17 protein-coding genes are annotated in these 24875 nt (G+C 68.0%); 7 read left to right on the top strand and 10 right to left on the bottom strand.

The annotated features are described in order from the left end of the window. Positions 1–229 precede the first annotated feature (229 nt). Positions 230–748: an O-methyltransferase gene (locus FU260_RS18225; protein ID WP_328592998.1), complete on the top strand. Its 519-nt coding sequence runs from the start codon at positions 230–232 to the stop codon at positions 746–748. 19 nt (positions 749–767) lie between these two features. Next, positions 768–2219 (top strand): cardiolipin synthase, encoded by a 1452-nt coding sequence (gene cls, locus FU260_RS18230; protein ID WP_147918332.1) that lies wholly within the window; start codon positions 768–770, stop codon positions 2217–2219. Positions 2220–2253: 34 nt separating this feature from the next. Here the strand turns inward: cls and FU260_RS18235 are convergent, their stop codons facing one another. The 4 genes from FU260_RS18235 to FU260_RS18250 form a co-directional block, all read right to left on the bottom strand. Continuing rightward, the gene (locus tag FU260_RS18235; protein ID WP_147918333.1) at positions 2254–2421 is read right to left on the bottom strand and encodes a DUF3117 domain-containing protein; all 168 of its coding nucleotides are present in this window, start codon (positions 2419–2421) and stop codon (positions 2254–2256) included. A 224-nt stretch (positions 2422–2645) separates the two neighbouring features. Next, a complete protein-coding gene (locus FU260_RS18240; RefSeq protein ID WP_235912266.1) occupies positions 2646–3446 on the bottom strand; it encodes an LOG family protein in 801 nt (266 codons plus the stop codon). A 38-nt stretch (positions 3447–3484) separates the two neighbouring features. Continuing rightward, a complete protein-coding gene (gene dapE / locus FU260_RS18245) occupies positions 3485–4609 on the bottom strand; it encodes a succinyl-diaminopimelate desuccinylase (RefSeq protein ID WP_147918335.1) in 1125 nt (374 codons plus the stop codon). 65 nt (positions 4610–4674) lie between these two features. Next, the gene (locus tag FU260_RS18250) at positions 4675–5469 is read right to left on the bottom strand and encodes a 6-phosphogluconolactonase (protein ID WP_147918336.1); all 795 of its coding nucleotides are present in this window, start codon (positions 5467–5469) and stop codon (positions 4675–4677) included. Positions 5470–5704: 235 nt separating this feature from the next. Here FU260_RS18250 and FU260_RS18255 point away from each other — a divergent pair, with 235 nt between their 5' ends. Beyond that, entirely contained in the window at positions 5705–6898 is a 1194-nt protein-coding gene (locus FU260_RS18255; protein WP_147918337.1) for a glucuronyl esterase domain-containing protein, read from the top strand. A 33-nt stretch (positions 6899–6931) separates the two neighbouring features. On the opposite strand, the gene FU260_RS18260 is transcribed toward FU260_RS18255, so the two are convergent. The 5 genes from FU260_RS18260 to FU260_RS18280 form a co-directional block, all read right to left on the bottom strand. Then, positions 6932–7792 (bottom strand): carbohydrate ABC transporter permease, encoded by an 861-nt coding sequence (locus FU260_RS18260; RefSeq protein ID WP_147918338.1) that lies wholly within the window; start codon positions 7790–7792, stop codon positions 6932–6934. Further along, entirely contained in the window at positions 7782–8669 is an 888-nt protein-coding gene (locus FU260_RS18265) for a carbohydrate ABC transporter permease (protein WP_147918339.1), read from the bottom strand. Before FU260_RS18265 ends, FU260_RS18260 begins: the two co-directional genes overlap by 11 nt. 34 nt (positions 8670–8703) lie before the next feature. Next, on the bottom strand, positions 8704–15840 hold the full coding sequence (locus FU260_RS18270) for an alkaline phosphatase (protein ID WP_168211848.1): 7137 nt from the start codon (positions 15838–15840) through the stop codon (positions 8704–8706). A 138-nt stretch (positions 15841–15978) separates the two neighbouring features. Further along, positions 15979–17331 carry an ABC transporter substrate-binding protein gene (locus FU260_RS18275; RefSeq protein ID WP_147918341.1) on the bottom strand — a complete coding sequence of 451 codons (1353 nt, stop codon included), beginning with the start codon at positions 17329–17331 and terminating at the stop codon, positions 15979–15981. A gap of 254 nt (positions 17332–17585) precedes the next feature. After that, positions 17586–19055: an NAD(P)H-quinone dehydrogenase gene (locus FU260_RS18280; RefSeq protein WP_147918342.1), complete on the bottom strand. Its 1470-nt coding sequence runs from the start codon at positions 19053–19055 to the stop codon at positions 17586–17588. Between the two features lie 49 nt (positions 19056–19104). Here FU260_RS18280 and FU260_RS18285 point away from each other — a divergent pair, with 49 nt between their 5' ends. Further along, positions 19105–19938: a purine-nucleoside phosphorylase gene (locus tag FU260_RS18285; RefSeq protein ID WP_147918343.1), complete on the top strand. Its 834-nt coding sequence runs from the start codon at positions 19105–19107 to the stop codon at positions 19936–19938. Beyond that, positions 19935–21656 carry a phospho-sugar mutase gene (locus FU260_RS18290; protein WP_147918344.1) on the top strand — a complete coding sequence of 574 codons (1722 nt, stop codon included), beginning with the start codon at positions 19935–19937 and terminating at the stop codon, positions 21654–21656. The genes FU260_RS18285 and FU260_RS18290 overlap by 4 nt, the downstream gene beginning before the upstream one ends. On the opposite strand, the gene FU260_RS18295 is transcribed toward FU260_RS18290, so the two are convergent. Next, positions 21657–22784: a mechanosensitive ion channel family protein gene (locus FU260_RS18295; RefSeq protein WP_147918345.1), complete on the bottom strand. Its 1128-nt coding sequence runs from the start codon at positions 22782–22784 to the stop codon at positions 21657–21659. Positions 22785–22820: 36 nt separating this feature from the next. Between FU260_RS18295 and ilvA the strand changes: the two genes are divergently transcribed. Next, positions 22821–24095 carry a threonine ammonia-lyase IlvA gene (ilvA, locus tag FU260_RS18300; RefSeq protein WP_147918346.1) on the top strand — a complete coding sequence of 425 codons (1275 nt, stop codon included), beginning with the start codon at positions 22821–22823 and terminating at the stop codon, positions 24093–24095. Positions 24096–24120: 25 nt separating this feature from the next. Next, positions 24121–24750: a CYTH domain-containing protein gene (locus FU260_RS18305; RefSeq protein ID WP_147918347.1), complete on the top strand. Its 630-nt coding sequence runs from the start codon at positions 24121–24123 to the stop codon at positions 24748–24750. The last annotated feature ends 125 nt before the right edge of the window (positions 24751–24875 follow it).

Raw genomic sequence — 24875 nt, forward strand, 5'->3', positions numbered from 1 at the left:
TGGCTCCGGTCTCCCCGCCGGATTCGCGCTCGCGCTAGCATCGGAGCACAGCAGCGGGGCACATCGCTGCCGATCACCAGTTTCTGCCGCCGACAAGCCCACCTGGAGGCCCACCATCGTTGCCGACAAGGCCCTGAGCTGGGCATACACCGAGGAGTTCCTCACCGAGTCCGAGCCGGCACGCACCGCCCGCGCTCGTGCCGAGGAGTTCGGTATCGACGCCGTCACCGTGGGAATCGGCGCCGCCCTGCGGATGATCGCTGCGGCGAGCAACGCCCGAGCGGTGGCCGAGGTCGGCACCGGGACCGGTGTCTCAGCACTGTGGCTGCTGGAGGGAATGGCCGAGGACGGTGTGCTCACCACGATCGACGTGGAGGTCGAGCACCAGCGAGCCGCGAAGGAGGCGTTCGCCGCCGCCGGCATCCGCTCCACCCGCACCCGGACCATCTCCGGCCGCGGGCTGGACGTACTCCCCCGGCTGGCCGACTCCGCCTACGACCTGGTGTTCCTGGACGCCGAGCCGAGCGAGACCAGCGACTACGCCGAACAGGCCATCCGGATGCTGCGCTCCGGTGGCGTGCTGGCCGTCTCCGAGGCGCTCTGGCACGACCGGGTCGCCGACCCGGCCCGGCGCGACGAGCTCACCGTGGCCATGCGTGAGCTCGGCCGTACCGTACGGGAGAACGAGGACCTGATCCCGACGCTGCTCCCGGTCGGCGGCGGGCTGCTGATCGCCGTGCTGCGCTGAGCAACTCGCTGGCGCTGCGATGGCGGAGGTCACTCCCTGGACGGTGTCGCTGCTGGTCGCCCATGTGCTGGTGATCTTCGTGACGGCGACGTCGGTGTCGGCGAACCGGAAGCCGTCCTCTGCGGTCGCCTGGCTGCTGGTGGTCCTGTTCATCCCGGCGTTGGGCGTGATCGCCTACCTGCTGATCGGCACGGCGAAGCTGCCGCAGGACCGGCGGGACAAGCAGCAGTTCGTCACCGAGCAGATCCTCGCGCGCACGCCCGGTGACCTGGACCAGCTCCTACACAGCTCGCCCTGGCCGGACTGGCTGCCCACCGTGGTGCAGCTGAACCGCACGCTGGGCTCGTTGCCGATGCTGCCGAACAACCGGGTGGAGCTGATCGGCGAGTACGACGAGATGATCGCCGCCATCGCAGCTGACATCGACCGGGCGCGAGACTATGTGCACGTCGAGTTCTTCATCTTCACCCTCGACGAGACCACCCAGCCGTTCTTCGACTCGCTCGCTCGGGCCCGAGACCGCGGCGTCACCGTGCGGGTGCTGGTGGACCACCTGTCCGCGCTCACCTACCCGAACCGCCGAGGAACGGCCGACGCCCTGGCCCGCATGGGTGCGGAGCTGACGATGATGCTGCCGATCAGCCCGATCCGCTCCGGCCGACGCCTGGACCTGCGCAACCACCGCAAGCTGGTGGTCATCGACGGCCGGATCGGCCACACCGGGTCGATGAACATGATCGCCGAGCACTACCACAAGAAGAAGGCACTACGCCGGGGCCTGCACTGGCACGAGCTGATGATGCGGATGGAAGGTCCGGTGGTCCGCGAGCTGGACGCGGTGTTCGTCACCGACTGGTACTCCGAGACCGACGAGCTGCTGCCGTTGGACTACTCCGCGGTGCCGGCCACGGCAACCGAGCTACTCGATGCTCAGGTGCTGCCGAGCGGCCCGAGCTTCGACAACGACAACAACCTCAAGCTGTTCGCCGCAGCAATCCACAATGCCCGCCGCCGGATCAGCATCACCAGCCCGTACTTCGTCCCGGACGACACGATCCAGAAGGCGATGGTGACCGCCGCCGCCCGCGGGCTGGAGGTGGAGCTGTTCGTCGCCGAGATCAGCGACCAGTTCATGGTGTACCACGCGCAGCGCTCCTACTACGAGGAGTTGCTCCGCGCCGGAGTGAAGATCTACCTGTACCGGGCGCCGACCGTCCTGCACGCCAAACATCTGAGCATCGATGAGGACGTCGCCATCATCGGCACCAGCAACATGGATATTCGGTCGCTGAGCCTGCACATGGAACTGATGGTGATGTTGGTCGGCGAGTCCGTCGTCACCGACCTGCGCGCCGTCCAGGACGACTACCGGTCGAACAGCCGCGAACTCACCTTGGCCGAGTGGCTCCAGCGCCCGCGCCGGGAGAGGTGGCTGGACAACCTGATGCGGCTGACCTCAGCATTGATGTGAGGCCAGCCGGCGCCGGTATCCGTCGGCGCGGTTGTCAGTCGGCGACGGCGCTGAGCGCGGTGCTCAGCTCGCTCGCCTCGGTCGGGTTCAGCTCAACAACCAGCCGGCCGCCGCCTTCGAGCGGCACGCGCATGATGATCCCACGGCCCTCCTTGGTGACCTCGAGCGGTCCGTCACCGGTCCTGGGCTTCATGGCGGCCATGGGCATGCTCCCTGATCTGTTCGGTTGAAACGCGTTGCTGGGACCATTCTATGCCAGAGGTGCCCGGCGGCTCCAAAGCCGGCCCACGCTCTCGCCGGCCTCTGGAGCGGACTCCCGGCAGCCAGGCGGGCAGCCGGCCGGCGGAGATCAGTGCCGTGACGAGCAGCACCACGACAACCACGCCGAGGAGAATCCAGGTCACCGGCGTCACCCAGCCCATCGGCTTACTCCGGTCCGCCGGGAGCAGCCTCGGCGGCGGCATCGGCTGCCGCGGCCATCTCCGCGCGGCGACGGCTGCGGTTCGCCTCGATCACTACCGCTACGGCCTCGGCCGGGTCGTCGGTGAGGTGCACCAGGTCCAGGTCGTGCGGGGAGATGGTGCCCCGTTCGGCGAGGGAACCACGCAGCCAGTCCAGCAAGCCGCTCCAGAACTCGGTGCCGATCAGGACGATCGGGAACTGCTTCACCTTGCGGGTCTGCACCAGGGTGAGTGCTTCGAACAGCTCGTCCAGGGTGCCGTAGCCCCCAGGCAGCACGATGAACCCCTGCGCGTACTTGACGAACATCGTCTTCCGCGCGAAGAAGTAGCGGAAGTTGACGCCCAGATCCACGTACTCGTTCATCCCCTGCTCGAACGGCAGCTCGATACCCAGGCCCACGGAGACCCCACCGCCCTCGGCGGCCCCCTTGTTCGCGGCCTCCATGATCCCCGGCCCACCGCCGGTGATCACCGCATGATCGCGGTCGACGACGTGCCGGGCCACCTGCACGGCCAGCTCGTACTCCGGTTCACCAGCCTTGAGCCGCGCGGAGCCGAACACGCTGATCGCCGGGCCGAGCTCGGCGAGCGCACCGAAGCCCTCGACGAACTCGGACTGGATCCGCAGCACCCGCCACGGGTCGGAGTGCAGCCAGTCGGCCTCCTGGTCCGGCTCGAGGAGACGCTCGTCCGTGGTCTTCTCCGGAATCAGCTTCCCGCGCAGCCGCACCGGCCCACGGAGGTAGTCGGTCCGTCGCTCCGGCATGCTGCCATTCTGCTCAGCGCTCATCAGGTTTGCCTTCCTCACGCAGGTGGGTGCACAGGGGATGTTCCGGTCAACCAGGCCCGCAGCGCCCGGGTACAGGAGTGGATCTGATCGATGGGGACCTGCTCGTCGTCCGCATGCGCCAACGAGGGGTCCCCGGGCCCGAAGTTCACCGCGGGAATGCCCAGCTCGGCGAACCGCGCCACATCGGTCCACCCGTACTTGGGACCCGGCCGGCCGCCGGTGACCGCGGTGACCGCGGCGGCGAATTCTGCCGCCAGCGGGTCATCCAGGCCCGGCCGGGCGCCGCGCGCAGCGTCGGCCAGCTCCACGTCGAAGCCGTCGAAGACCTCGCGCACGTGTGCCAGCGCGCTGTCCACCGTGGCCGAGGGGGCGAACCGGTAGTTGACGCTGACCACGCACTCGTCCGGAATCATGTTGGTGGCGATGCCACCGGTGATGGCGACGGCGTTCATCCCCTCCCGGTAGACCAGACCGTCCACCTCCACCTCGGCCGGGGTATAGCCGGCCAGGCGGGTGAGCACGTCCGCGGCGGCATGGATCGCGTTCTGCCCCAGCCACGCTCTGGCCGAGTGCGCGGTGGTCCCCCGCGTGCGCACCTGGACCCGCAGTGTGCCGTTGCAGCCGCCCTCGATCCCGCCGGCAGTGGGTTCGCCGAGCACGGCGAAGTCCGCCGTCAACCAGTCCGGGTGGTGGCGCGCGAGGCGGCCGAGCCCGTTCAGCTCCGCCGCCACCTCTTCATGGTCGTAGAACACCCAGGTGACATCCACTGCCGGATCGAGCAGGGTGACGGCCGTGTGCAGCGCCATCGCCACACCAGCTTTCATGTCCACCGTGCCACGGCCCCAGAGCACCTCATGCTCGCCGTCGGTGCGTCGCTGGGTGGGCAGGTTGCCAGCCAGCGGCACGGTGTCCAGGTGCCCGGCCACCAGCACGCGCCGGTCCCGGCCGAGCTCAGTGCGAGCGAGCACCGTGTCCCCGTCGCGATAGGTCCGCAGGTGCTCACAGCTGCGCAACAGCGTCTCCACTGCGTCGGCCAGCGCCGTCTCCCCGCCGCTGACGCTGGGCAGGTCGCAGATCGCCTGGGCGAGGGTGACGACGTCTACCGTGCGCGGGTCGGGCAGTGCGGCTGGGACAGGCATCACTCGAGGATATCGGGCCCGACGCCGCCTCCGGTACGCCCACGACGAGCCGGTCGCCGGTCGGTTCAGCCGTTCTCGATCCTCGAGGTGCGCAGGTCCGCGGGTAGTGCGGCGGCTGCGTGCTCGTCCAGGAAGACGGCCACGTCCTGGTGGGTGCGCAGCGCACTGGCCGGAAGGTCCGGCGTGACCGGGCCGGTCAGGGCTGACGCGACCGACGCAGCCTTGGCGGGGCCGAGCACGGTGACCACCAGAGCGTCGCCGCGCAAGATCGCCGGCACCGTGAGGGACAACGCGTGGGTCGGCACCTCGTCCAGGCCGGGGAAGAGACCTTCGTCCACCTGCTGCTTCCGGGAGGCGTGAGTGAGTGCGACCTCGCGGACCAGGATGGTCGAACGGAAGTCAGTATCGCCGGGTTCGTTGAAGGCGATGTGCCCGTTGACGCCGATACCCAGGCAGATCAGGTCGATCGGGCCCGCGGTGAGCAGGTCGGTGTACCGGCTGACCTCGTCGTCGCTGGTGCCGTGCGGGCTGATCCGGTCCAGACCGGCTTGCGCCGGCGCCGGCAGCCGGTCCGCGAGCCACTGCCCGAACGCCGCAGGATTGGCCTCCTCGATCCCGCGGTACTCATCGAGGTGCATCGACTGCACACGGCTCCAGTCGATGTCCGGTGCCGCTGCCAGGGTTCGCACGCAAGCGTCCTGTGACGGCGCGCTGGCGAAGATCACGCGGGCACGGCTCTTCCGGCGCAACACCTCCCGCAGCGCAGTGGCGGCGCGCTCACCAGCGGCACGTCCGGCCGCAGCAGCGGAGGAGCCGATGTGCACACCACCGGCCACCGGAACCTGCTCCGTCAACGACATCGACTCACCCGTGCCCTCACCTCAGGAGTATTCCTGCTCTTTACTACTGCAATCGGTTGCAGATAGCATGTCAGAAGTCTTGCTGAATTGGCAACCGATCGATGAAAATCCCGCCTTGCACGCCGCGATGTGGCGCTCTATTCAGCACAGCTGACACCCGCCCTCTCAATGACCAGTGACTGATAGCCAGAAGGTGGCACTGCTCCGTAAGGTGAACCAGAAGAGGAGGACCATGATGACCGTTCTGGCTGAACCCGAGATCGGCTACCCGCAGCACCGGACCACCTGGGAGAACGTTGTTCGTCCGCAGGTGATGGCGCAGTTCCGGGACGAGATCTACGGCCGGGTACCGGAGGGCAGGGTCGAGTTGGACTGGCGCCTCCTCGAAGAAGGCCGCGCACCGGGCGGCGCTATCCGTCGGCAGATTGCGGTGACGCTCTCCGGGCCCCTCGGCACGCTGACCGTCACCGTCCTGGTACACCTGCCGGTACAGGCGGGGGGCGTGCCTGCGTATCTGGGACTCAATTTTCGTGGCAACCACACCTGCACCCTGGACGATGCTGTGCTGCGCACCGGGATCGACCACCCCGCGCAGACGGGGCAGATCCATTACGACGGCCTGCGAGAAGCGTTCGAGATCCCCCCGGCGCGAGGTTCACACGCTCACCGGTGGCCACTGGAACGCATCGCTGAGCGAGGGTACGCGGCGATCACGGTCAGCTATCTCCAGGTGGGTCCGGACCACGCGGGGATCTTCTCCAGCGGGCTGCACACGATCCTGTCCAGCACGGGCAGCAACGACCGGCCGGCGGAGGAGTGGGGTGCTATCGGCATGTGGGCCTGGACCCTCTCCCGCCTCCAGGACGCATTGGAGAAGGGCATGGTGCCCGAGGTCGATCCGGCCCGGGTAACGGTGGTCGGTCATTCCCGGCTGGGAAAGACCGCCTTGTGGGCCGCTGCCACTGATCCTCGGTTCGCCGCGGCGATCAGCAACGATTCGGGTTGCCTGGGCGCCGCGCTGTCCCGGCCGGTCGGTGAGACCCCCGAGGTGCTGGCCCGAATCCGCCCCTACTGGTTCGCGCGTGCGTTCAGCTCCCGCGTGCTCGAGGGCCGGCCGCTACCCGTCGATCAGCACCAGCTGATCGCGTGCATCGCACCCCGGCCCGTGTACGTCGCCAGCGCGAGCGAGGATGACAACGCCGACCCGGAGGGCGAGTTCCTCTCCTGGCGAGCCGCCGCGCGGGTCTGGGAGCTGTACGGCTATCCCCGGCCGAGCGGCGGTTTCCCCGCACCCGGTGGCACCCGCGAGAACGGCCGGACCCCGCTGGGCTACCACCTCCGGCCCGGAGAACACTCCATCGAGCGGTTCGATTGGGAACACTGGCTCGACTTCTGCGACCGCTGGGTTCCCGAGCGTCCCTCGCGCTGACCGCGCCGGTGGCCTCGAACCGGCCGTACGCGTTCAGAACTTCAGCGCACCCTGAGCGATGCCGCTGGAGAACTTACGCTGGAAGAAGGCGAACACGATGAGGACGGGCAGAACACTGATCACCATCCCGGCGAAGAGGATGGCCCAGTTCGAGGAGTAGTCGGCCAGCTGGTTCAGTCGGAAGATGCCGACGGCCAGCGTGTACACCGAATCGTCCTGGACAAATGTCAGGGCATAGATGAACTCGTTCCAGATGTGCAGCACGTTGACGACACCGCAGGCCGTCAGCGCGGGACCGGTCAGCGGCAGCACGATCCTGCGGAACGTCTGGCTCGCCGACGCTCCCTCGATCGCGGCCGACTCCTCCAGCTCCAACGGCAGTGTCTGGTGGAACGAGGTGAGGATGAACGTGGTCAGGGGTAGCTGCATCGCCACGTACACCAGGATCAGTCCGGTGCGCGTATTGAGCAGCGAAGCCCAGGAGAGCGCATCGAACAACGGCACCACCAGGGCGAACGGAGGGATCATCATCGCCGCCATGAAGACCGCTTTGAGGAGGTTCCGCCCCGGGAACGCCACCCGGGCGAAGACGTAGCCGCTGAGGCTGCCGAGAATAAGTACCGCAGCGGTCGAGATCGTGGTGACGACCACCGAGTTCAGCAGGTACGTGCCCATCTGACCGATGCTCCAGGCGTCGGCATAGTTCTGCCAGAGCGGTGTCTCCGGCGGCGCCCAGGGACTGGTCGCCATGATCTCCGCCGAGCCCTTGAGGGACGTGCTGAGCAACCAGATCAGGCAGAGCACATTGAAGAGCGCGTGTGTGGACAACGCCAGAAAGACGAGGGGGTGACGGCGCACGTTCCGGGTCATGCCGTGCAGCGGGCTAACTGTCAAAACGATCACTCCTGAGCATCCTCGACCCGATCAGGCTGATCACCAGGACGATGATCGTCATGACGATCGCCATCGCCGACCCGTAGGCAAACATCCGACCCTCGAAGGCCATCCGGTACATGTAGGTCGCCATCACCTCGGTCGATCCGTACGGTCCGCCGTTGGTCATGACGTAGATGAAGGCGAACGTCTGCATGGACTGGATGAACCACAGCACCAGAAGGGTGCTGAGCACTGGCCAGAGCAGCGGCAGGGTGACCCGCGTGTACACCTGCCAGTTCGAGGCTCCATCCAGTGACGCTGCCTCGTTGAGCTCGGTCGGGATCCTGTCCATCCCGGCGAGGATGAGGATGATCCAGGTGGCGATGCCGTGCCAGATCACCGCGATGACGATGCCGAGCATCGCCGTCGACGGGTCGCCCAGCCATGGCCGGGTGAGGGCCTCGAGCCCCACCGCCTCCAGCACGGTGTTGATGATTCCGAAGTTCGGGTTGTAGATGAACTTCCAGAGGACCCCGGCCACTGACACCGAAAGGACTGCCGGGGCGAAGATGGCGAGCTGGAAGAAGGAGCGGCTGCGCTTTGTCCGCAGCAGCGCCCAGGCGATGAACAGCGCCATCGGGAAGAGCACCACGAGGGACAGGCCGAAGTAGAGAAGCGTGTTCAGGACGGCACTGCGGAATAGGTCGTCGGCGATCAGATCCCGATAGTTCTGTAGGCCCACCCAGTTCGTCGTCTGGAACGTTCCGAACCAGTCGGTCATCGACATCGAGATGGACTGGACGAACGGAAAGACGAAGAGTGCTCCGAGCAACACGCACGGAAGTGCCAGGAACGGTAGCGCTAGGCGTCGGCGCTGTCGATCAACATTGTTCATCGCGTGCTACTCACTCTCTCGAAGGTCGCACCCCTCACGAGGCTTCACCGTCCTCGGGAGCCGCTTGGAGAGTGGGCCGGCCCAACGCGTCGTTCCACTCCCAGACCTCGTCGAAGTCCCAGCCCAGGGTCTCGGCGTAGAACTCCTGGGAGGAGGTCTGCTGCTGCGAGACCGGCCCACCCCGCGGGTTGTCCGGCGCCGGGTCCATCGTGTAGCTCTCCGACCCGACCTCCATGTCCTCCCTCGCGTAGTTGCCGTCCAGGGTGGGCGTACCCGAGGAGTAGCGCCCGAGGATCGCGTGCGCAGACTGGACGGCTGTCACCGATGAGTTCAGTGCCAGGGAGTCGCGGATCGTCGTGCCGCCGTAGGCGTAGCCGACCAGCCCGCCGGCATTATTGGTGCCGGAGGTCACGTCACCGGCCGCGTACACCCGCTCGGTCGTTGATCCGGAAGCGCCGACGCCGACCACGCCACCTGTCTCCGTGGCGATCGTGGCCACGGTCGCCAGCGAGTAGCTGTCCTGGATCACCCCGGCCGAGTTACCGACGAGGCCACCTATCCGCGCACTGCCGGCCACGGTCCCGGAGGTCCAGCTCTGTTCGATAGTTCCGGAGTTGCTGTCGGCAAGGAGCCCACCGATGCGTGGCCCGCCCTCGACGCGAACATCGGCCACACCCAGGTTGCGGATCGTCCCGGCATTCTCGTCGAACAGCCCGGCTCCGAGGGCGTACCGTCCGCCGCCTGCTGCGGCGTCAGCACGGAAGCCGTAGATCGTGTGTCCGCCGCCGTCGAAGGTCCCGGTGAACGCTCCCGGACCTCTGGTCGTTCCGTTGGCGTCATCGCGGAGCACCCACTCCGCGCCGATCTGTGGCCGTGGCGTCTCATGGAGCTCCAGGTCGTTGGCCAACAGATAGTGCGCATCCGGATCCTCAGCGATCAGCTCCATCTGGTCCCAGGAGTGGATCAGGTAAGGGTCAGCCTCCGTTCCGGAGCCGATGAAGCCCTCGTGCACGGTCACCGGTTCCACCAGGACGTTCCCCTCGGTGTCCCGGATCTCCACGACGGCGTCCTGGTCCCGCGCGACCGGGAGCGGTTGGTCGAACGAGACTGCCTGCTCGCCACCGTCGCGGACCATCGCCACCTCCTGGGTACGGCTCTCGATCACGTTCTCACCGGCTGCGTCGTACGTCTGCGCCATGACGAGGACCCGCTCCGGAGAATTGGCGTACCCGGCCAGACCGACATCCAGCGCACCGTCGACCACCGCCGCGGAGCTGAGCCGGATCTCCTCGCTCTGGCTCTGGCCGATGGTGAGCTGGTCGATCAGGTCACCGTCGCTGTTGTAGGCCTGCAGCTCGAGGCCGGCGTCGGTCAGCTCGAGGATCAGTCCGGTCTGGAGGTCCTCGTCGTAGACGACGTCATCCCACCAGAACTCTTCGTTCTCATCGAAGTGTGCTCCGGCTGAGCCGGTCGTGACGAAGGTGGTGCCCAGCGCGACCTCTTCCGGCGTCTGTGCCACTTCTCCGTCGGTGATCGTGGTCCGCTTGTAGAGGTGGTCGTGGCCTCCGAGGTAGAGATCCACGCCCAGCTGCTCGAAGGTCTCGGCGATCATCGCCTGACCGCCCGAGACGCCGTAGTCGGAGCTGTTCGCACCGCCGTAGTAGGAGTAGTGCCCGACCACCACTCGCCATCTGGCGTCGGTGGTCCGCATGTCCTCGACCAGCCACTCCAGCTGGGTGTCGAGGTCGTAGCGTGCGTTCAGGACCGATACGTGGACGTCGCCGTGCTGGAAGGAGTAGTTGCTCTCGCCGACCTGACTCCCGTTGTCGGGAAGGTTGTACATCCCCTGGAATACGGAGTTGCGGTCAGCGGAGACCTCGTTGAACTCCTTGTCTCCGTCCGGAGCATCAAAGACTCCGGTCTCTCCGTCGCCCACTGCAGTGGCGAGCGGCAGGTCGAGACCGGTGAACACGTGCTCGGACACTTCGTCCCAACGCTCGGCGTGCCCACCGGGATTGACCAGATCGCCGGTCTGGAGCAGCACCTCACCCTGATCATCCTGGTCCCGCAGGACGTCGAGCATGTCGGTGAACAGCGCGTAGTCGGAAGCGTCCGAGGAGTCGACCTCAAGGTCACCGAGGACATACAGCGGCGTGTTCTCGTCCGACGGCGCGGTGAACGTGCCGGAGACGTCGGTCCAGGGCCCCGACTCGCTGACACCGAGACGGTACTGGTACCGCTCCCCGCCCTCCAGTGCGCTCAGATCGAACTCATGACTACGCAGCGGCTGACCGCCGATGGAATCGATGTAGTTGTCCGCCTCGCGTCCTTGACGGGCGACCTCGTAGACCTGATCCCCCGCGGTGGAGACCGTCTGCGCCTCGTCCCAGTCGCTGGCTCCCTCGGGAAGGTACTGCAGATGAGCCTCGGTGATCGCCACGTCGGTCGAGACGCTGATGCCGACCTCGCCGGCTGACTCCCCGACACCGACCGTAGGACTGAAGTGTCGATAGACGCCCTCGGGATCCAGTGCGTCCTGGCGGACCTGGATCCGGTAGTAGGCCGCCGCCGTACTGCCTTCGTCATCTGTCGCTCGGACCACCACGAAGTGGTCGTCGTAGCTGGCGATGTCGAACGAGTTCCTGTCCTGGGCCACCTCGCCCTCAGAGTTGTACACCGTCGTCTCGATCTGCGGCCGGACTCCGCTGTCGTCCTGCATCCGCACAGCGGGCAACGGAATCGACTGCCCGTAATCGGCGGTCTCCGGCATCCGGCCGCCCAGCTCGATCTCCGGGGCATAGTTGGCGTCCTGGACCCGGTCGCCGATCCAGATCGGCGCGGAGACGATCATGTCACCGTCCGCCTGGAGCACCTCGACCCAGAAGTAGTCGCCGTCCTGGACGTCCAGCGGCACCGTCAGATCGACCCGGGGGCCCAGATTTTCCTCGGTGTAGACCACCTCACCGCCGTTGGAACGGACGATGACCTCGGCGAAGGTATCTGTCAGGTCGGCATCCATCGCCTCGATCGCCAGGTCCAGGGTCGTGGCTCCCCCGTCGAGGATGGAGCCCATCATCTCCCCGTTTCCCCGGACGAGCAGCTGGGCATTGTTGTCCTTGGTGGTGTAGACGGACCGTTGCCTCACGGCGTCATAGAGTGCTTCCTGGGACTGGGCCTGCGCCCAGATCCCGGTGACCGCGGCATTCTCGCCCCACCGGTCGTGGTGTTCATCGTCGCCGTAGACCGGTGCGATGTGCCAGCCGGCGTCCAGGGCGATGGTGTACTCCTCCCGGAACCGATCGTCGGCACGGACCTCGATCGTGTGCATCCGCGAGTCGGCCTCCGGGGTGATGTGGTTGAAGTCGAAGAAGTTGCCTCCGCCGCCCGGGGCTGGGTGGTTGAACTGCCCCCAGGCGCCGGGGTCCTCGGCCATCCGGGCGTAGAACATCGGGAGGTCGAACATCATGTTCCCGATACCCCAGACACCGGCGGCATTGTGGGTTCCGCCGCTGTGTGCCGTGGCGAGCCAGTCGGTGTTGAAACTGTTGATGTGACCGGCGAAGTCGTACCAGGTGTGCTCGGTGCCCGGAACCGCTACCAGACCAGTGGATTCGACGTCCGCGTTGAACTCCTGGGCCTGCGCGTTCACGAGCCGCCACTCCTCGGAGATCGCGTCTTCCCAGTTCTCGGTATAGAGGTCGGCGTTTCGCACGTCATAGGTGACGTCGTGCTCGGTCACCCCGAAGAAGTCCAGATCGGAGGCTTCGGCCACATGCTGCCAGGCATCCATCGGCTCGCCGCGGGTGGTGGGGTGGTCGCTGCTGATCCCGGTGTGGGAGTGGAACTGGCCGGTGTAGTGGTTCAGGTCTCCGCCATCGAGCTCTCCGTCGTCGACCTCGTCCTGTCCCTCGTCCGCTGCAGCGGCCCGGAGGGTCGGCCGGGTGAGCTCCTCGTCCCACTGCCAGGTCTCCTCGAAGTCCCAACCGAGAATGTCGGTGTAGAACTCCGGGGATCCGCTCTGCCAGGCCGCGACCGGGGCGCCCTTCGGGTTGTCGGCCGCGGGCTCGTCCGGGTAGGCCGCAGGGCCCACCTCCATGGCCGCACTGGCATAGTTGTTGGCGAGCGTGGGCGCACCGGAGGAGTACCGCCCGAGGATCCCGTGCGCCGACTGACTACCGGCGTGCACTGTCGGGTTCAGCGCGACCGAGTCCTGGATGGTCGTCCCGCCATAGCCGTAACCGACCAGCCCGCCGGCGTTGTTCCGCATCGAGGCCACGCCGCCGGTGGCGTAGACCCGTTCGGTCGTCGATCCGGCCCGGGCGACGCCGACCACCCCACCGGACTCGGTGGCACCCGAGACCACGATGGCCCGGGAGTAGCTGTCCCGGATCACTCCCGTGGAGTCCCCGGCGATCCCGCCGACCCGCGAGCCGCCGGAGATCCTTCCCGAGGTCCAGCTGTTCTCGATCGTGCCGGAGTTGAGGTCAGCGATGATCCCGGAGCGCCGTGACCCGTCGACGATCTGTGCGCCCGTCACCACCAGGTTTCGGATCGTGCCGGCATTCTCGGCGAACAGCCCGGCGCCGTCCTCGGCGACGAATCCGGAGATCGAGTGACCGTTTCCGTCAAAGGTGCCGGTGAACTTGCCGATGGCATCGGAGGCGATCTGCGCCCGCGGGGTGCCATCGAGCTCCAGGTCCGCCATCAGCCGGAAATGAGCGTGGGGAGCCTGTGAGAGCAGTTCGATGTCCTCCCAGGAGTGCAGTTGGTAGGGGTCGGCCTCGGTGCCAGACCCCTCGAGCCCGTCGATCGGCTCGGCACCTTCGTCCGGTGCGGCGGCCTGGAGAGTGGGCCGGCCGAGTACGTCATCCCACTGCCAGGTCGCCTCGAAGTCCCAGCCAAGGCTCTCGGCGTAGAACTCCTCGGAGGCGGTCACGCTCCGCGCGACCTGCTCTCCCTTGGGGTTGTCGGCGGCTGGATCATCGGAGTAGTTCTCCCGTTCGACCTCCATGTCCTCGACGGCATAGTTGTTGGTGAGCGTGGGGTCACCCGAGGCATACCGCCCCAGGACCGCGTGGGCGAAGGCGTTGGCGTGGACGGCCGAGTTCAGCGCGAGCGAGTCCTGGATCGTGGTGCCGCCGTAGCCGTAGCCGACCAGCCCGCCCGCGTTGTTCGTCGTCGAGGCCACCGCACCGGTGGAGTACACGCGCTCGGTGGTCGATCCGGAAGTGCCGACGGCAGCCACTCCTCCGGACTCGCCGGCCTCGGAGGTCACCGTGGCGAGCGAGTAGCTGTCCCGGATGACACCGGAGGAGTTACCGGCGATCCCACCGACCCGCGAGTCGCCGGTGATCGCTCCAGAGGTCCAGCTGCCCTCGATCGTCCCGGAGTTGACGTCTGCGATGAGGCCGGCGATCCGCGGGCCGGTCTCGATAGCGGCCTCGGTCACCGCCAGGTCACGGATCGTCCCGGCGTTCTCGGCGAACAGTCCCCCGCCGACCTCAGGGATGCCCACGAACCCGGAGATCCGGTGCCCGTTCCCGTCGAACGTCCCGGTAAAGCCGGTCGCGCTCGCGCAGGCGATCTGGGCTCGGGGTGTGTCGTCAAGCTCCAGGTCCGCCATCAGTCGGTAGTGGGCGTCCGGTTCGCCGGAGACGAGTTCGACGTCCTCCCAGGAGTGCAGCTCGTAGGGGTCCTCGGCTGTTCCGGAGCCGGAAAGCTCCGCACTCGGGTCGCGTCCGGAACTGCCGGGGCGTTCCAGCGGCTCGCCCCACGCGGCGAAGATGGTGCGAGCGATGTCGACGTTCTCCAAGTACTCGCCACGGACCGGATCCTGCGCGGTGGCGCGTGCGCCGATCTCTTCAGCGCCGACTCCCCGGGCGAAGACCGGCACCAGGTGGTTGGAGTGGCCACTAGTGTTCCACTCGGCGCCCGGCAGCTCGCCTTCTGCTCCGCTGATCGGCTCCCACGTCGGATCCGATCCGGTACCGGCCAGGTAGCCGGTCTCATGATCAGCGGTGACGACCACCAGGGTCTCCGACCAGCTGCTCTCCCGCTCGACCCACTCGATGACGGTCTCGATCGTCTCGTTGAAGGAGAGCTGTTCTTCGATCATTCGGTTCAGCCTGTTGGCGTGGCCGTTCGCATCGATCGCCCCGCCCTCCACCATCAGGAACAGACCCTCCTCGGAGGCGTCGTCCAGGACGTTCAGGGCACCAGCAGCCATCACGGACAGGTCGGGCACGGACTCCACGGGCGGCGCTTCGTAGGGCAAGGCACCGGGGACCGGGTCACCGTTCTCATCCCGGTCCGGTCCGCTGCGGTCGTACTGCAGTCCTGCGCCGACCTCGGCGAGGCCGAAGAGGCGTTCGGGAGTCTCGTCGGCGGTGGCAAGGTCGGCGAACGCCTCATGCTCGCTGATGTACTCGAAACCGCTGTCACCACTGCTCAGCTGTTCATAGGTGGTCTCATCGACGAACTCGAAGTCGGGGGCGTCTCGCTCCTCGCCGTCACCGTCGAAATAGGGGTGCCCCGTCCCCATGACGACGTCGATGTCTTCCCCGGCCACCATCTCCTGCGCGATCGCGTGGTAGTTGTGGCGGGAAGGATTGTGGGCGACGAAGGACGCGGGCGTCGCGTGGCTGAACGGGACGCTGCTGACCACACCAGTGGCCATCCCGCGCGCACTCGCGCGTTCGGTGACGGTCTCGACCGGCCGTCCGCAAGAGTCGAGCCCGATCGCGCCGTTGAAGGTGCGTACCCCGGAGGCCAGGGCGGTACCACCGGCAGCGGAGTCGGTATGGCTGTTCAGTGCCTGAGAGAAGTCAGACCAGGTGGCATCCGGGTCGTAGCTGTTCCCGTGCTGGTAGGTCGCTACGGCTTCCTGCACCGGAAAGTCCTGGTAGGCCGGGTCCACCTCGCCGGGCAGGAGCTCGATCTCGCCCGTGGCCGGGTCAGCCCGGAACTGGTAGTTGCTGGTGCCGTGCTGGAACATCGACCCGGCGTCGATCTGGTTGAAGCCCATACCGTCACCCACCAGATAGATGACGTTCCGGGGGCCTTGCCCGCTCTCGGTCGTCTCCCCGCCCGGTGCGGCAACCGCGATCGCGGGTGCAGTCATCGTCATGGCCAACGTTGCCGCCGCCACCGCGCGTACTCGCATCCTCGTCATACGTTCTCCCCGTCCCCACAGTGAGTCAGCTGTCCGATCGCTGCCGACCGATCGGTCCATTCGTCGTTCTGGCACAAGTCAGCGCCGCCAGCGGTGCCGCAGGAGGTGCCGAACCGGCCGTGCGACACCTCGAATCGATCAGAAGTCGCGGCTCATCGCCTCGGTCAGGGCGTCGATGAACTGGGCGGCATCCTGCTCACCGAAGAAGAATCTGGCGACTTCGCGGTAGTACGCAGCATGCCGGTCCGGAACGAACTCGGTTCCGAAGTACCGGTAGTTGAGTTCGCCGGCGCTCGCGAGCAGCTCGTCCAGGCCTTCCACACCAGGAGGGCCAGGCACTCCTTCCACCGCCGATACTGCACCTTGTTCGAGCGCTCGATCGGTCTGGGTCTGCGCTGAGGTCAGCTCACGCATGTACGCAATCGCGGCGTCGATGCTCTGACTCTCCTTGTTCACCACCATGATGTTCGACGCCGACGTGAAGCTGTTGTCCTCCCCGTCCTCGGTCACCTGCGGGAACGCCACCACCCCCAGCTGGAAGTCGTCCGGGATCGAGTCCTTCATCTCAGCGGACAGCCAAGTTCCCATCAAGATCATGGCAGCGTTGCCTTGGAAGAACTCCATCTGCACCGCCGTGAAGTCGGTGCCTTGGAAGCCGTCGAGGAACGCACCTTGGTCCCGTAACGCTTGGAATCGCTCCGCGGCCCGAAGATATCCGGGATCGGCATAGTCCCCGGAGAAGGCTGCGTCCCGGGCAGCCTCGTAGCCCACCTCGCGCTGGAACAGGTAGTCGACCCACATCCCCATATAGGGCTCGTACATTCCGGTCACCGCGATCGGATCGATCCCCTCTTCGCTCAGGGTGCTGCTCACCTCGAGCAGCTCGTCCCAGGTATGAGGTGGCGTGATACCGAGGTCCTCGAAGATCTGGATGTTGTAGAACATCGCGATCACGTGGGTATCGGTCACTGCGCCGTAGATCTTCCCGTCGAGCTCTGTCTCCTGAATGGCCGCATCCAGGAAGCTGTCCCGCCAGGTACCTCCTGCCCCGATCTCCTCCTCCATGTACGGGGTGAGGTCGAGCAGGTTCTCGGCGAAGTCGTGGGTCGCGGGAACCTGCGCGTTGAACACCTCGTAGTCCGTGTCTGGTGGGTTCCCCGCCCGCCAGCGCTGCTCGATCTGCGGGCGCACCTTGGTGTTGACGAAGGTGTAGGTAAAGGTGAACTCAGGGTGATTCTCGGTGACCTTGTCGCCCACGCCGACAAGAAAGTCGTAGCCGGATGTCCCCTCAGCGGGCTTGACGCCGATCTCCGCTTCTTGAGACCCCGAGGAGTCTCCCCCATCTCCCTGCGAGCCGTCCCCCGAACTGAGCGGGCCACAGCCAGCGAGCGCCACGGCACCGGTACCCACGCCCGCCATCTGCAGCAGACGTCGTCGGGACACTGCCGTGGGCACCGCCCGACGACCAGCGGTTTCTCTGATTGACTCCATCGTCCACTCCTCAGCAGGTTGTCCGGCATCTCGCCGGCACGGGCCATTCGAGATGCCTGCCGGCTCACCAGGACGTTGCGCTACTTTGCAACCGATTGCAACAAATATATCACCCCCTCAAACGACGGGTCAAGGTAGCCGGTATCGGTGACGGCGCTGGTCACCGCAGAGGCAGCCGAGCACCAGGGCGGCCACCCCGAGCGCCGCCAGCACCAGGACCGACCAGGGCTTCCCCCGACCGGTTGCCGGCGGTCTCAGCCATGCGCATCGTGCAGCAGTCGGCTCGCCTCCGCGATCGAGCCGGACAGCGACGGGTAGACGGTGAAAGCGTTGGACACCTGGTCCACAGTGAGCCGGTTGCTGATCGCGAGGGTGATCGGGAAGATCAGCTCACTGGCTCGCGGGGCGACCACCACACCGCCGATCACCACGCCAGAAGAACGGTGGGAGATCAGCTTGAGGAAGCCTTCGCGGATGCCGAGCATCTTCGCCCGCGGGTTGCGCGCGAGCGGCAGGGTCACCACCTCCCCGCGCACTTCCCCGGAGGTGACCTGCTTCTCCGAGACGCCCACCGTGGCGATCTCGGGGGCGGTGAACACGTTCGCCGAGACCTGGCTCAGATCCAGCGGCGAGACGGCGTCGCCGAGGGCGTGCCACATCGCGATCCGGCCCTGCATCGCAGCCACGGACGCCAGCGCGAGCACACCCGTGCAGTCCCCGGCCGCATACACCCCGCGCACCGTGGTGCGGGAGACCCGGTCCACGTGGATATGCCCGGACTCGCTCACCTCCACCCCGGCGCCTGCGAGACCGAGGTCCTCGGTGTTCGGCACCCCGCCCACGGCGATCAGGCAGTGCGAGCCGGTCACCACGCGGCCGTCGGTGAGCTCGACCTCCACCCCGTTCTCGGTGCGGCGGGCGCCGGCGGCCCGGGAGCGGGAGAGCACCTGCATCCCCCGCCGCTTGAACACGGCCTCGATCAGGTCGGCGGCGTCGGAGTCCTCCCCCGGCAGCACCCGGTCCCGGCTGGAGACCAGCACCACCTCGGCACCGAGCGCCCGGTAGGCGCCGGCAAACTCCGCCCCGGTCACCCCGGAGCCGACCACGATCAGCCGCTCGGGGATCTCGGTCAGGTGGTACAGCTGGGTCCAGCTGAGGATCCGCTCACCGTCCGGCTGGGCGGTGGGGATCACCCGCGGGCGGGCCCCGGTGGCGAGCAGCACCACATCCGCGTCCAGCGACACGGACTGGCCGTCCGCATGCTCGGCAACCACATGTCCGGGCCCGTCCAGCCGCCCGGTGCCATCGATCAGCTGCACCCCCTCCCGCTCCAGCCGGGTACGGATGTCCCGGCTCTGCGCCTGTGCCAGGCGGAGCACCCGGGCGTCCACTGTGGCGAAGTCGGCTTCGAAGGAGGCTTCGGACTCCCCGCGCGGGCGGATTCCCAGGTCACCGGCGCTCTCGGTGAGGGTCATCCACTCCGCCGTGGCGATCAGCGTCTTCGACGGCACCACATCGGTGAGCACGGCGGAGCCGCCCACCCCCTGGCGTTCCACCAGGGTGACGGCGGCACCGAGCTGGGCGGCCACGAGTGCGGCTTCGTAGCCGCCGGGGCCGCCTCCGATGATCACCACCCGTGAGCCTGCGCGGGTGCTGGAGCGGCCTACGTTGGTGTGCTGGTCTGCGGTCACCGGGGTGCTGGGAGTGGTGGTCACGGCTGCCATTGTGCCGCTCCGGAGCACACTGGGGCGACTGCGCAGGTAGGTTTCAAGGGTGAACACCGCGCTCGAGTCCTCCGCTGACCCCTTCGACGCCGCTCGCGCAGCCGCTGCCACCATCGCGGAACGCACCGGTGTGCCCCGCCATGACATCGCCCTGGTGCTCGGCTCCGGGTGGGGCGGTGCCGCTGACCTGCTCGGCGAGCAGGTGGCCGAGTTGCCCGCCGAGGATGTGCCCGGGTTCAGTGCCTCCGGGGTACCCGGACATGCCGGCACGCTGCGCTCGATCCGGATCGAGGTCGACGGCGGGACTCGCCATGCACTGATCGTCGGCGCCCGTACGCACTACTACGAAGGCAAAGGCGTGCGCGCGGTCGCGCACGGGGTGCGCACCGCAGCTGCCGCCGGCGCCTCCGCCGTGGTGCTCACCAACGGGTGCGGCGGGCTGCGCACCGAGTGGCCGGCCGGGACTCCGGTGCTGATCAGCGATCACCTCAACCTCACCGCAGCGTCCCCGCTGGAGGGCGCGACGTTCGTCGACCTGACCGATCTGTACTCACCGCGGCTGCGCGCACTGGCCCGGGAAGTGGACCCGAGCCTGGCCGAGGGGGTGTACTGCCAGTTGCCCGGCCCGCACTACGAGACCCCTGCCGAGGTGCAGATGGTCGGCCGCCTGGGCGGGGACCTGGTGGGCATGTCCACCACGCTGGAGGCGATCGCCGCCCGGCACGCCGGGCTGGAGGTGCTCGGCATCTCCCTGGTGACCAACCTGGCCGCCGGGATCTCCCCGGAGCCGCTCTCCCACGCGGAGGTGATCGAGGCCGGGAAGGCGGCCGGGCCACGGATCTCCGCACTGCTCGCCGAGATTGTCCGCCGGGAGCTCTCGTGACGCTCCTCGACCGGGTGCGCACCTGGATCGCCGACGACCCGGACCCAGCCACGGCCGCTGAGCTGACCGCCCTGCTCGATACTGCCGGCGGTACCGGTCCAGCCGCTGAAGAGGCGCTCGGCGAGCTGGCCGACCGGTTCAGCGGACCGCTGACGTTCGGCACCGCGGGTCTGCGCGGCCGTCTGGGCGCCGGGCCACACCGGATGAACCGGGCGGTGGTGATCCGGGCCGCCGCCGGCCTGGTCGGCTACCTCACCGAGGCGCTCGGCTCCGGCCAGCACCCGGTGGTAGTGATCGGCTACGACGCCCGGTACGGCTCGGCGGACTTCGCCACCGACACTGCGGACGTGGTGGCCGCAGCCGGAGGCCGCGCATTGCTGCTGCCCGGCCCACTGCCGACGCCGGTGCTTGCCTATGCAGTCCGAGCCCTGGAGGCGGACGCCGGGGTGATGGTCACCGCCTCGCACAACCCTCCGCAGGACAACGGCTACAAGGTGTACCTGGGCGGCCGGGTGGTCACCGATGCCGGGCAGGGTGCCCAGATCGTGCCGCCGCACGACGAGAAGATCGCCGAGGCGATCGCTGCCGTGCCCGCGGTGGCAGCGGTGCCCCGGTCCGCCGAGGATGCGCACCGCTCGGGAGGCCGGCGTGAGCTGCTCGAACCCGCGCTGGTGGAGGACTACCTGGCCCGGGCCGCAGGCACGCAGGTCTCACCAGACCAGCCGCTACGGGTCGTGCTCACCTCGATGCACGGCGTGGGCGGGCAGCTGGCACAGCGGGCACTGGAGGGCGCAGGCTCCGAAGTCCATCCGGTGCCCGAGCAGGCCGAACCGGATCCGGACTTCCCCACGGTGGCGTTCCCGAACCCCGAGGAGCCCGGTGCGCTCGACCTGGCCCTGGCCCTGGCACGAGAAGTCCGCGCCGACCTGGTGATCGCCAACGACCCGGATGCGGACCGCTGCTCGGCGGCGATCCCTGACCCTGCTGCTGAGGGCGGCTGGCGCCAGCTCACCGGCGACGAGGTGGGTGCCATCCTCGGCCAGGACGCCGCCGAGCGGCTGGTGGCCGCGGGTGAGCAGCGAGTGCTGGCCAGCTCGGTGGTCTCCTCCCAGCTGCTGGCCGCGATCGCCGCTGAGCACGGGCTCGAGCACCGGGCCACGCTCACCGGGTTCAAGTGGATCAGCCGGGTGCCGGACCTGGCCTACGGGTACGAGGAGGCACTCGGCTACTGCACCGACCCGGATGCGGTCCGGGACAAGGACGGCATCTCCGCGGCCGTGCGCCTGGCCCGCCTGGCCGGCGCCCGGAAGGCCGAGGGCGGCAGCCTGCAGTCGCTGCTGGACGAGCTGGCCGTCCGGCATGGGGTGCACGCCACCGCCCCGGTGACCGTACGGGTGGAAGACTCCGGCGACATCGCCGTCCTGATGGACCGGCTACGCACGGCGCCGCCGCAGACCCTGGTGGGCTCCGCCGTCGTGCAACGCGTGGACCTGACCCGGGGCAGCGACGACCTCCCGCCCACCGACGCGCTGGTGCTCGCCACCGAGGCCGGGGACCGGGTGATCGTGCGCCCGTCCGGGACGGAACCGAAGCTGAAGTGCTACCTGGAGGTGATCGAGCCGGTGTCCGGGCCGGAGACGCTGACCCAGAGCCGCGCCCGAGCCACCGGCCGGCTGCAGCAGCTACGCACCGAGGTGAGCGCCGCCGTCAGCCTGTGACTACTGGTCTCCGCCGGCCGGTCCCTCGAGTACGTCGCCGTCCCGGCGGCCCTGTGGCGGCTGCGGCAGCGCGGGGGTGGAGGGGGCGGGCAGGGTCTGCTCGGTGAACGTGACCCGCTGCAGCGGGAGAGCCTCGGGATTGTGTTCGCGCAGCCAGGTGGCGAGCCCTTCCCGGACGTCGCAGCGCAGGAACCAGTCGTCATCGGTGTCCTTGGTACTCACCTGAGCCCGCACGGTGAGCCGCTCGGTGGAGGAGTCGGTGACCCGCACCGCGCGGGAGCGACCGTCCCACATCCCGCTCTCATCCACCAGGCGCTCGAACTCGGCCCGGAAGCCGGCCAGGTCCACCCGCCAGTCCAGGGAGAAGTAGATCAACCCGATCACCGACTCCCCGGTGCGGCTCCAGTTGATGAACGGGGTGGTGGTGAAGTAGGTGGACGGAAGCACCTTGTGCTGCTCGGTCCAGATGCTCACCACCACATAGGTCAGGGTGATGTCCTCCACCGTCGCCCAGGTGCCGTCCACCTCCACGATGTCCCCGATCCGGATCGCATCGGTGAACGCCAGCTGCAGCCCGGCGAACATGTTGCCGAGCGAACTCTGCGCGGCGATACCGAGCACCACCGACAGCAGACCGGCCGAGGCCAGGATGGTGGCGCCGATCTGCTCCACCCCCTCGAACGTCAGCAGCACCATCGCGCCACCGAGCACCACGAAGACGGCGTTCACCACCCGGCGGATCAGCAGCATCTGGGTCTGCACCCGCCGCTGGGCCCGGTCGTCGTCGCGCATCCGGGCAACCACCCGCTGCTGGGTCTGCCAGAGCCAGGCCAGCACCAGCGTGGCCACCAGCCACACCGCGGAGACGATCACCGCGATCAACAGCACGTGCAACCCGATGTCCCGGAACGTGGAGGGGTTGGCCGCCTGTGAGAAAGAGATCCGCAGCGCCACGCTGAGCAGCAGCGCGGCAACCGGTCGACGCACCCGGGTCCAGGCGCGCTGCACCGGCCGCACCTTGCGTCCGACCCGGTTCAGCACCAGGTTGACCACCACCAGCACGATGAGTGCGCCAGCGGCCGCCGAGAACACGGCGATCAGCCATTTCAGTACCGGCCAGAAGTCCATGTCTCCATGACAACACACCCTCCTAGACTTCCGCCCATGAGCTTCGACACCCACCAGGTCACCGCGACCACCGTCCGCGAGGCGGCTCAGCGGATCCAGCACGCTGTCACCCGTACCCCGCTGCAGCCGTGGCACCGGGTGAGCGAAGCCACTGGGGCCCGCGTGCTGGTCAAGCGAGAGGACCTGCAGGGCGTGCGCTCCTACAAGGTGCGCGGGGCGTTCAACCTGATGCTGCGCCTGGACGAGGCCGAACGGGTGCGTGGGGTGGTCTGCGCGAGCGCCGGCAACCACGCCCAGGGGGTGGCGATGGCGTGTGCGGAGCTCGGCATCGCCGGACGGATCTTTGTACCGCGGACCACGCCACGGCAGAAGCTGGACCGGATCGCGGGCCTGGGCGGCGATCAGGTACAGATCGTCGAGGTCGGCTCCACCTACGACGAAGCCTCCGCGGCAGCGCGGGCGTTCGCCGAGTCGGACGGCGCGGTGATGGTCCACCCCTTCGACGACCCGCGCACGATCACCGGGCAGGGCACGGTGGCCAAAGAGGTGCACGACCAGCTCGGTGCTCCCCCGGATGTGGTGGTGGTGCCGGTCGGCGGGGGCGGGCTGGTGGCGGGGATGGCCGCTTACTTCGCCGAGGCGTGCCCGCGCACCCGGGTGGTGGGGGTGGAGCCGGCGGGGGCGGCGAGCATGGCCGCCGCACTCGCCGCCGGAGCACCGGTCACTCTCACCGAGGTGGACACCTTCGTCGACGGCGCGGCGGTGCGCCGGGTCGGGGACGCCTCGCACGAGATCGTCGCCAGGCTGCAGGTGCCGATGGTGGCGGTGGACGAGGGCCGGATCTGCGCGGAGATGCTGGATCTGTACCAGGTGGAGGGGATCATCACCGAACCCGCCGGGGCGCTCGCTCTGGCCGCAGTGGGCCCGACCGGTTCCGGTGCGACGGTGGAGGTCGGCCCGGGCGCGACCGTGGTGTGCATCCTCTCCGGTGGGAACAACGACATCTCCCGGTACGCCGAGGTCCAGGAGCGCGCGCTGGTGCACGCCGGCCTCCGGCACTACTTCGTGATCGAGTTCCCGCAGGAACCCGGGGCGTTGCGACGGTTCCTGGACGCGGTGCTCGGCCCGGAGGACGACATCTCCCTGTTCGAGTACACCAAACGGTCCAACCGGGAGACCGGGCCGGCGTTCGTGGGGCTCACTCTGGGGTCAGCCGAGGACTACCGGCCATTGCTGGAGCGGATGGACGCCTCCCGGCTCACCTACCGCCCGATCCCGCCGGACTCGCCGCTGTTCCGCTTCTTCGCCTGACCCTCGCGGCGAGTATCGTGAGGTCATGACCGAGTCCGGGTACGGCGACTTCGAGTTCGAGCGCAAATTCCTGGTGCGTGCTCTGCCCACGGACCTGCTGGTCGGTGCCACACCCGATGTGATCGTGCAGAGCTACTACCTGGCCAGCGAGGGCTACGCGCTCCGGGTGCGGCTGCAGGCGCCGGCACCGCCCGAACCGTTCCGCCGCTCCGCGGACATCCCCGGAATTCTCGCTGCCGTGGCCGGCGACTGGTCGATGTGCACGCTGACCGCCAAGGGCCCGGCTGTGGGCGGCACCCGGTACGAGGCCGAGCGCGAGCTGGACCCGCTGGTGGCCGAGGAGATGGTCCGCCGGGGTGGCGCGAAGGTGCTCAAGCTGCGCCACGCCGTCTGGCTCGGTGAGGACGGCTGGGTGCTGGATGAGTTCCTCGGCAGCAACGCGCCACTGATCGTCGCCGAATGCGAACGCACCAGCCCGGTGACCGATCTGGTGATCCCGGACTTCTGCGTCACCGAGGTCTCCGAGGACACCCGGTTCGGCAACGAGAATCTGGCCTCGCGCCCGTATGCCGCCTGGGCGCGGGAGTTCGAGGCGGAGCTGGTGGCCGGTGGCACCGGGTACCTGACCTCGTTCGGACGGAACAGCCGCGTCTGAAGTGCCAGGGCGGCGGAGCCCCGACTGAGGCCCGCGACCGATGGTCGGGTAAATCTGGGAATCCGCTGTCAGCGGAGAACGCCTATTTCGCGAACAGATGCTAAGATGTTCGGGTAACCGGACGA

Origin of the sequence: Ruania zhangjianzhongii (assembly GCF_008000995.1) — a bacterium.
GTDB lineage: Bacteria > Actinomycetota > Actinomycetes > Actinomycetales > Beutenbergiaceae > Ruania > Ruania zhangjianzhongii.

Bases quoted from the DNA above. Each gene is read 5' to 3' on its own strand.
- cls (WP_147918332.1), top strand. From the start codon at position 768: ATGGCGGAGGTCACTCCCTGGACGGTGTCGCTGCTGGTCGCCCATGTG.
- FU260_RS18235 (WP_147918333.1), bottom strand. From the start codon at position 2,421: ATGGCCGCCATGAAGCCCAGGACCGGTGACGGACCGCTCGAGGTCACC.
- FU260_RS18240 (WP_235912266.1), bottom strand. From the start codon at position 3,446: ATGCCGGAGCGACGGACCGACTACCTCCGTGGGCCGGTGCGGCTGCGC.
- dapE (WP_147918335.1), bottom strand. From the start codon at position 4,609: ATGCCTGTCCCAGCCGCACTGCCCGACCCGCGCACGGTAGACGTCGTC.
- FU260_RS18250 (WP_147918336.1), bottom strand. From the start codon at position 5,469: ATGTCGTTGACGGAGCAGGTTCCGGTGGCCGGTGGTGTGCACATCGGC.
- FU260_RS18255 (WP_147918337.1), top strand. From the start codon at position 5,705: ATGACCGTTCTGGCTGAACCCGAGATCGGCTACCCGCAGCACCGGACC.
- FU260_RS18265 (WP_147918339.1), bottom strand. From the start codon at position 8,669: ATGAACAATGTTGATCGACAGCGCCGACGCCTAGCGCTACCGTTCCTG.
- FU260_RS18270 (WP_168211848.1), bottom strand. From the start codon at position 15,840: ATGACGAGGATGCGAGTACGCGCGGTGGCGGCGGCAACGTTGGCCATG.
- FU260_RS18275 (WP_147918341.1), bottom strand. From the start codon at position 17,331: ATGGAGTCAATCAGAGAAACCGCTGGTCGTCGGGCGGTGCCCACGGCA.
- FU260_RS18280 (WP_147918342.1), bottom strand. From the start codon at position 19,055: ATGGCAGCCGTGACCACCACTCCCAGCACCCCGGTGACCGCAGACCAG.
- FU260_RS18295 (WP_147918345.1), bottom strand. From the start codon at position 22,784: ATGGACTTCTGGCCGGTACTGAAATGGCTGATCGCCGTGTTCTCGGCG.
- ilvA (WP_147918346.1), top strand. From the start codon at position 22,821: ATGAGCTTCGACACCCACCAGGTCACCGCGACCACCGTCCGCGAGGCG.
- FU260_RS18305 (WP_147918347.1), top strand. From the start codon at position 24,121: ATGACCGAGTCCGGGTACGGCGACTTCGAGTTCGAGCGCAAATTCCTG.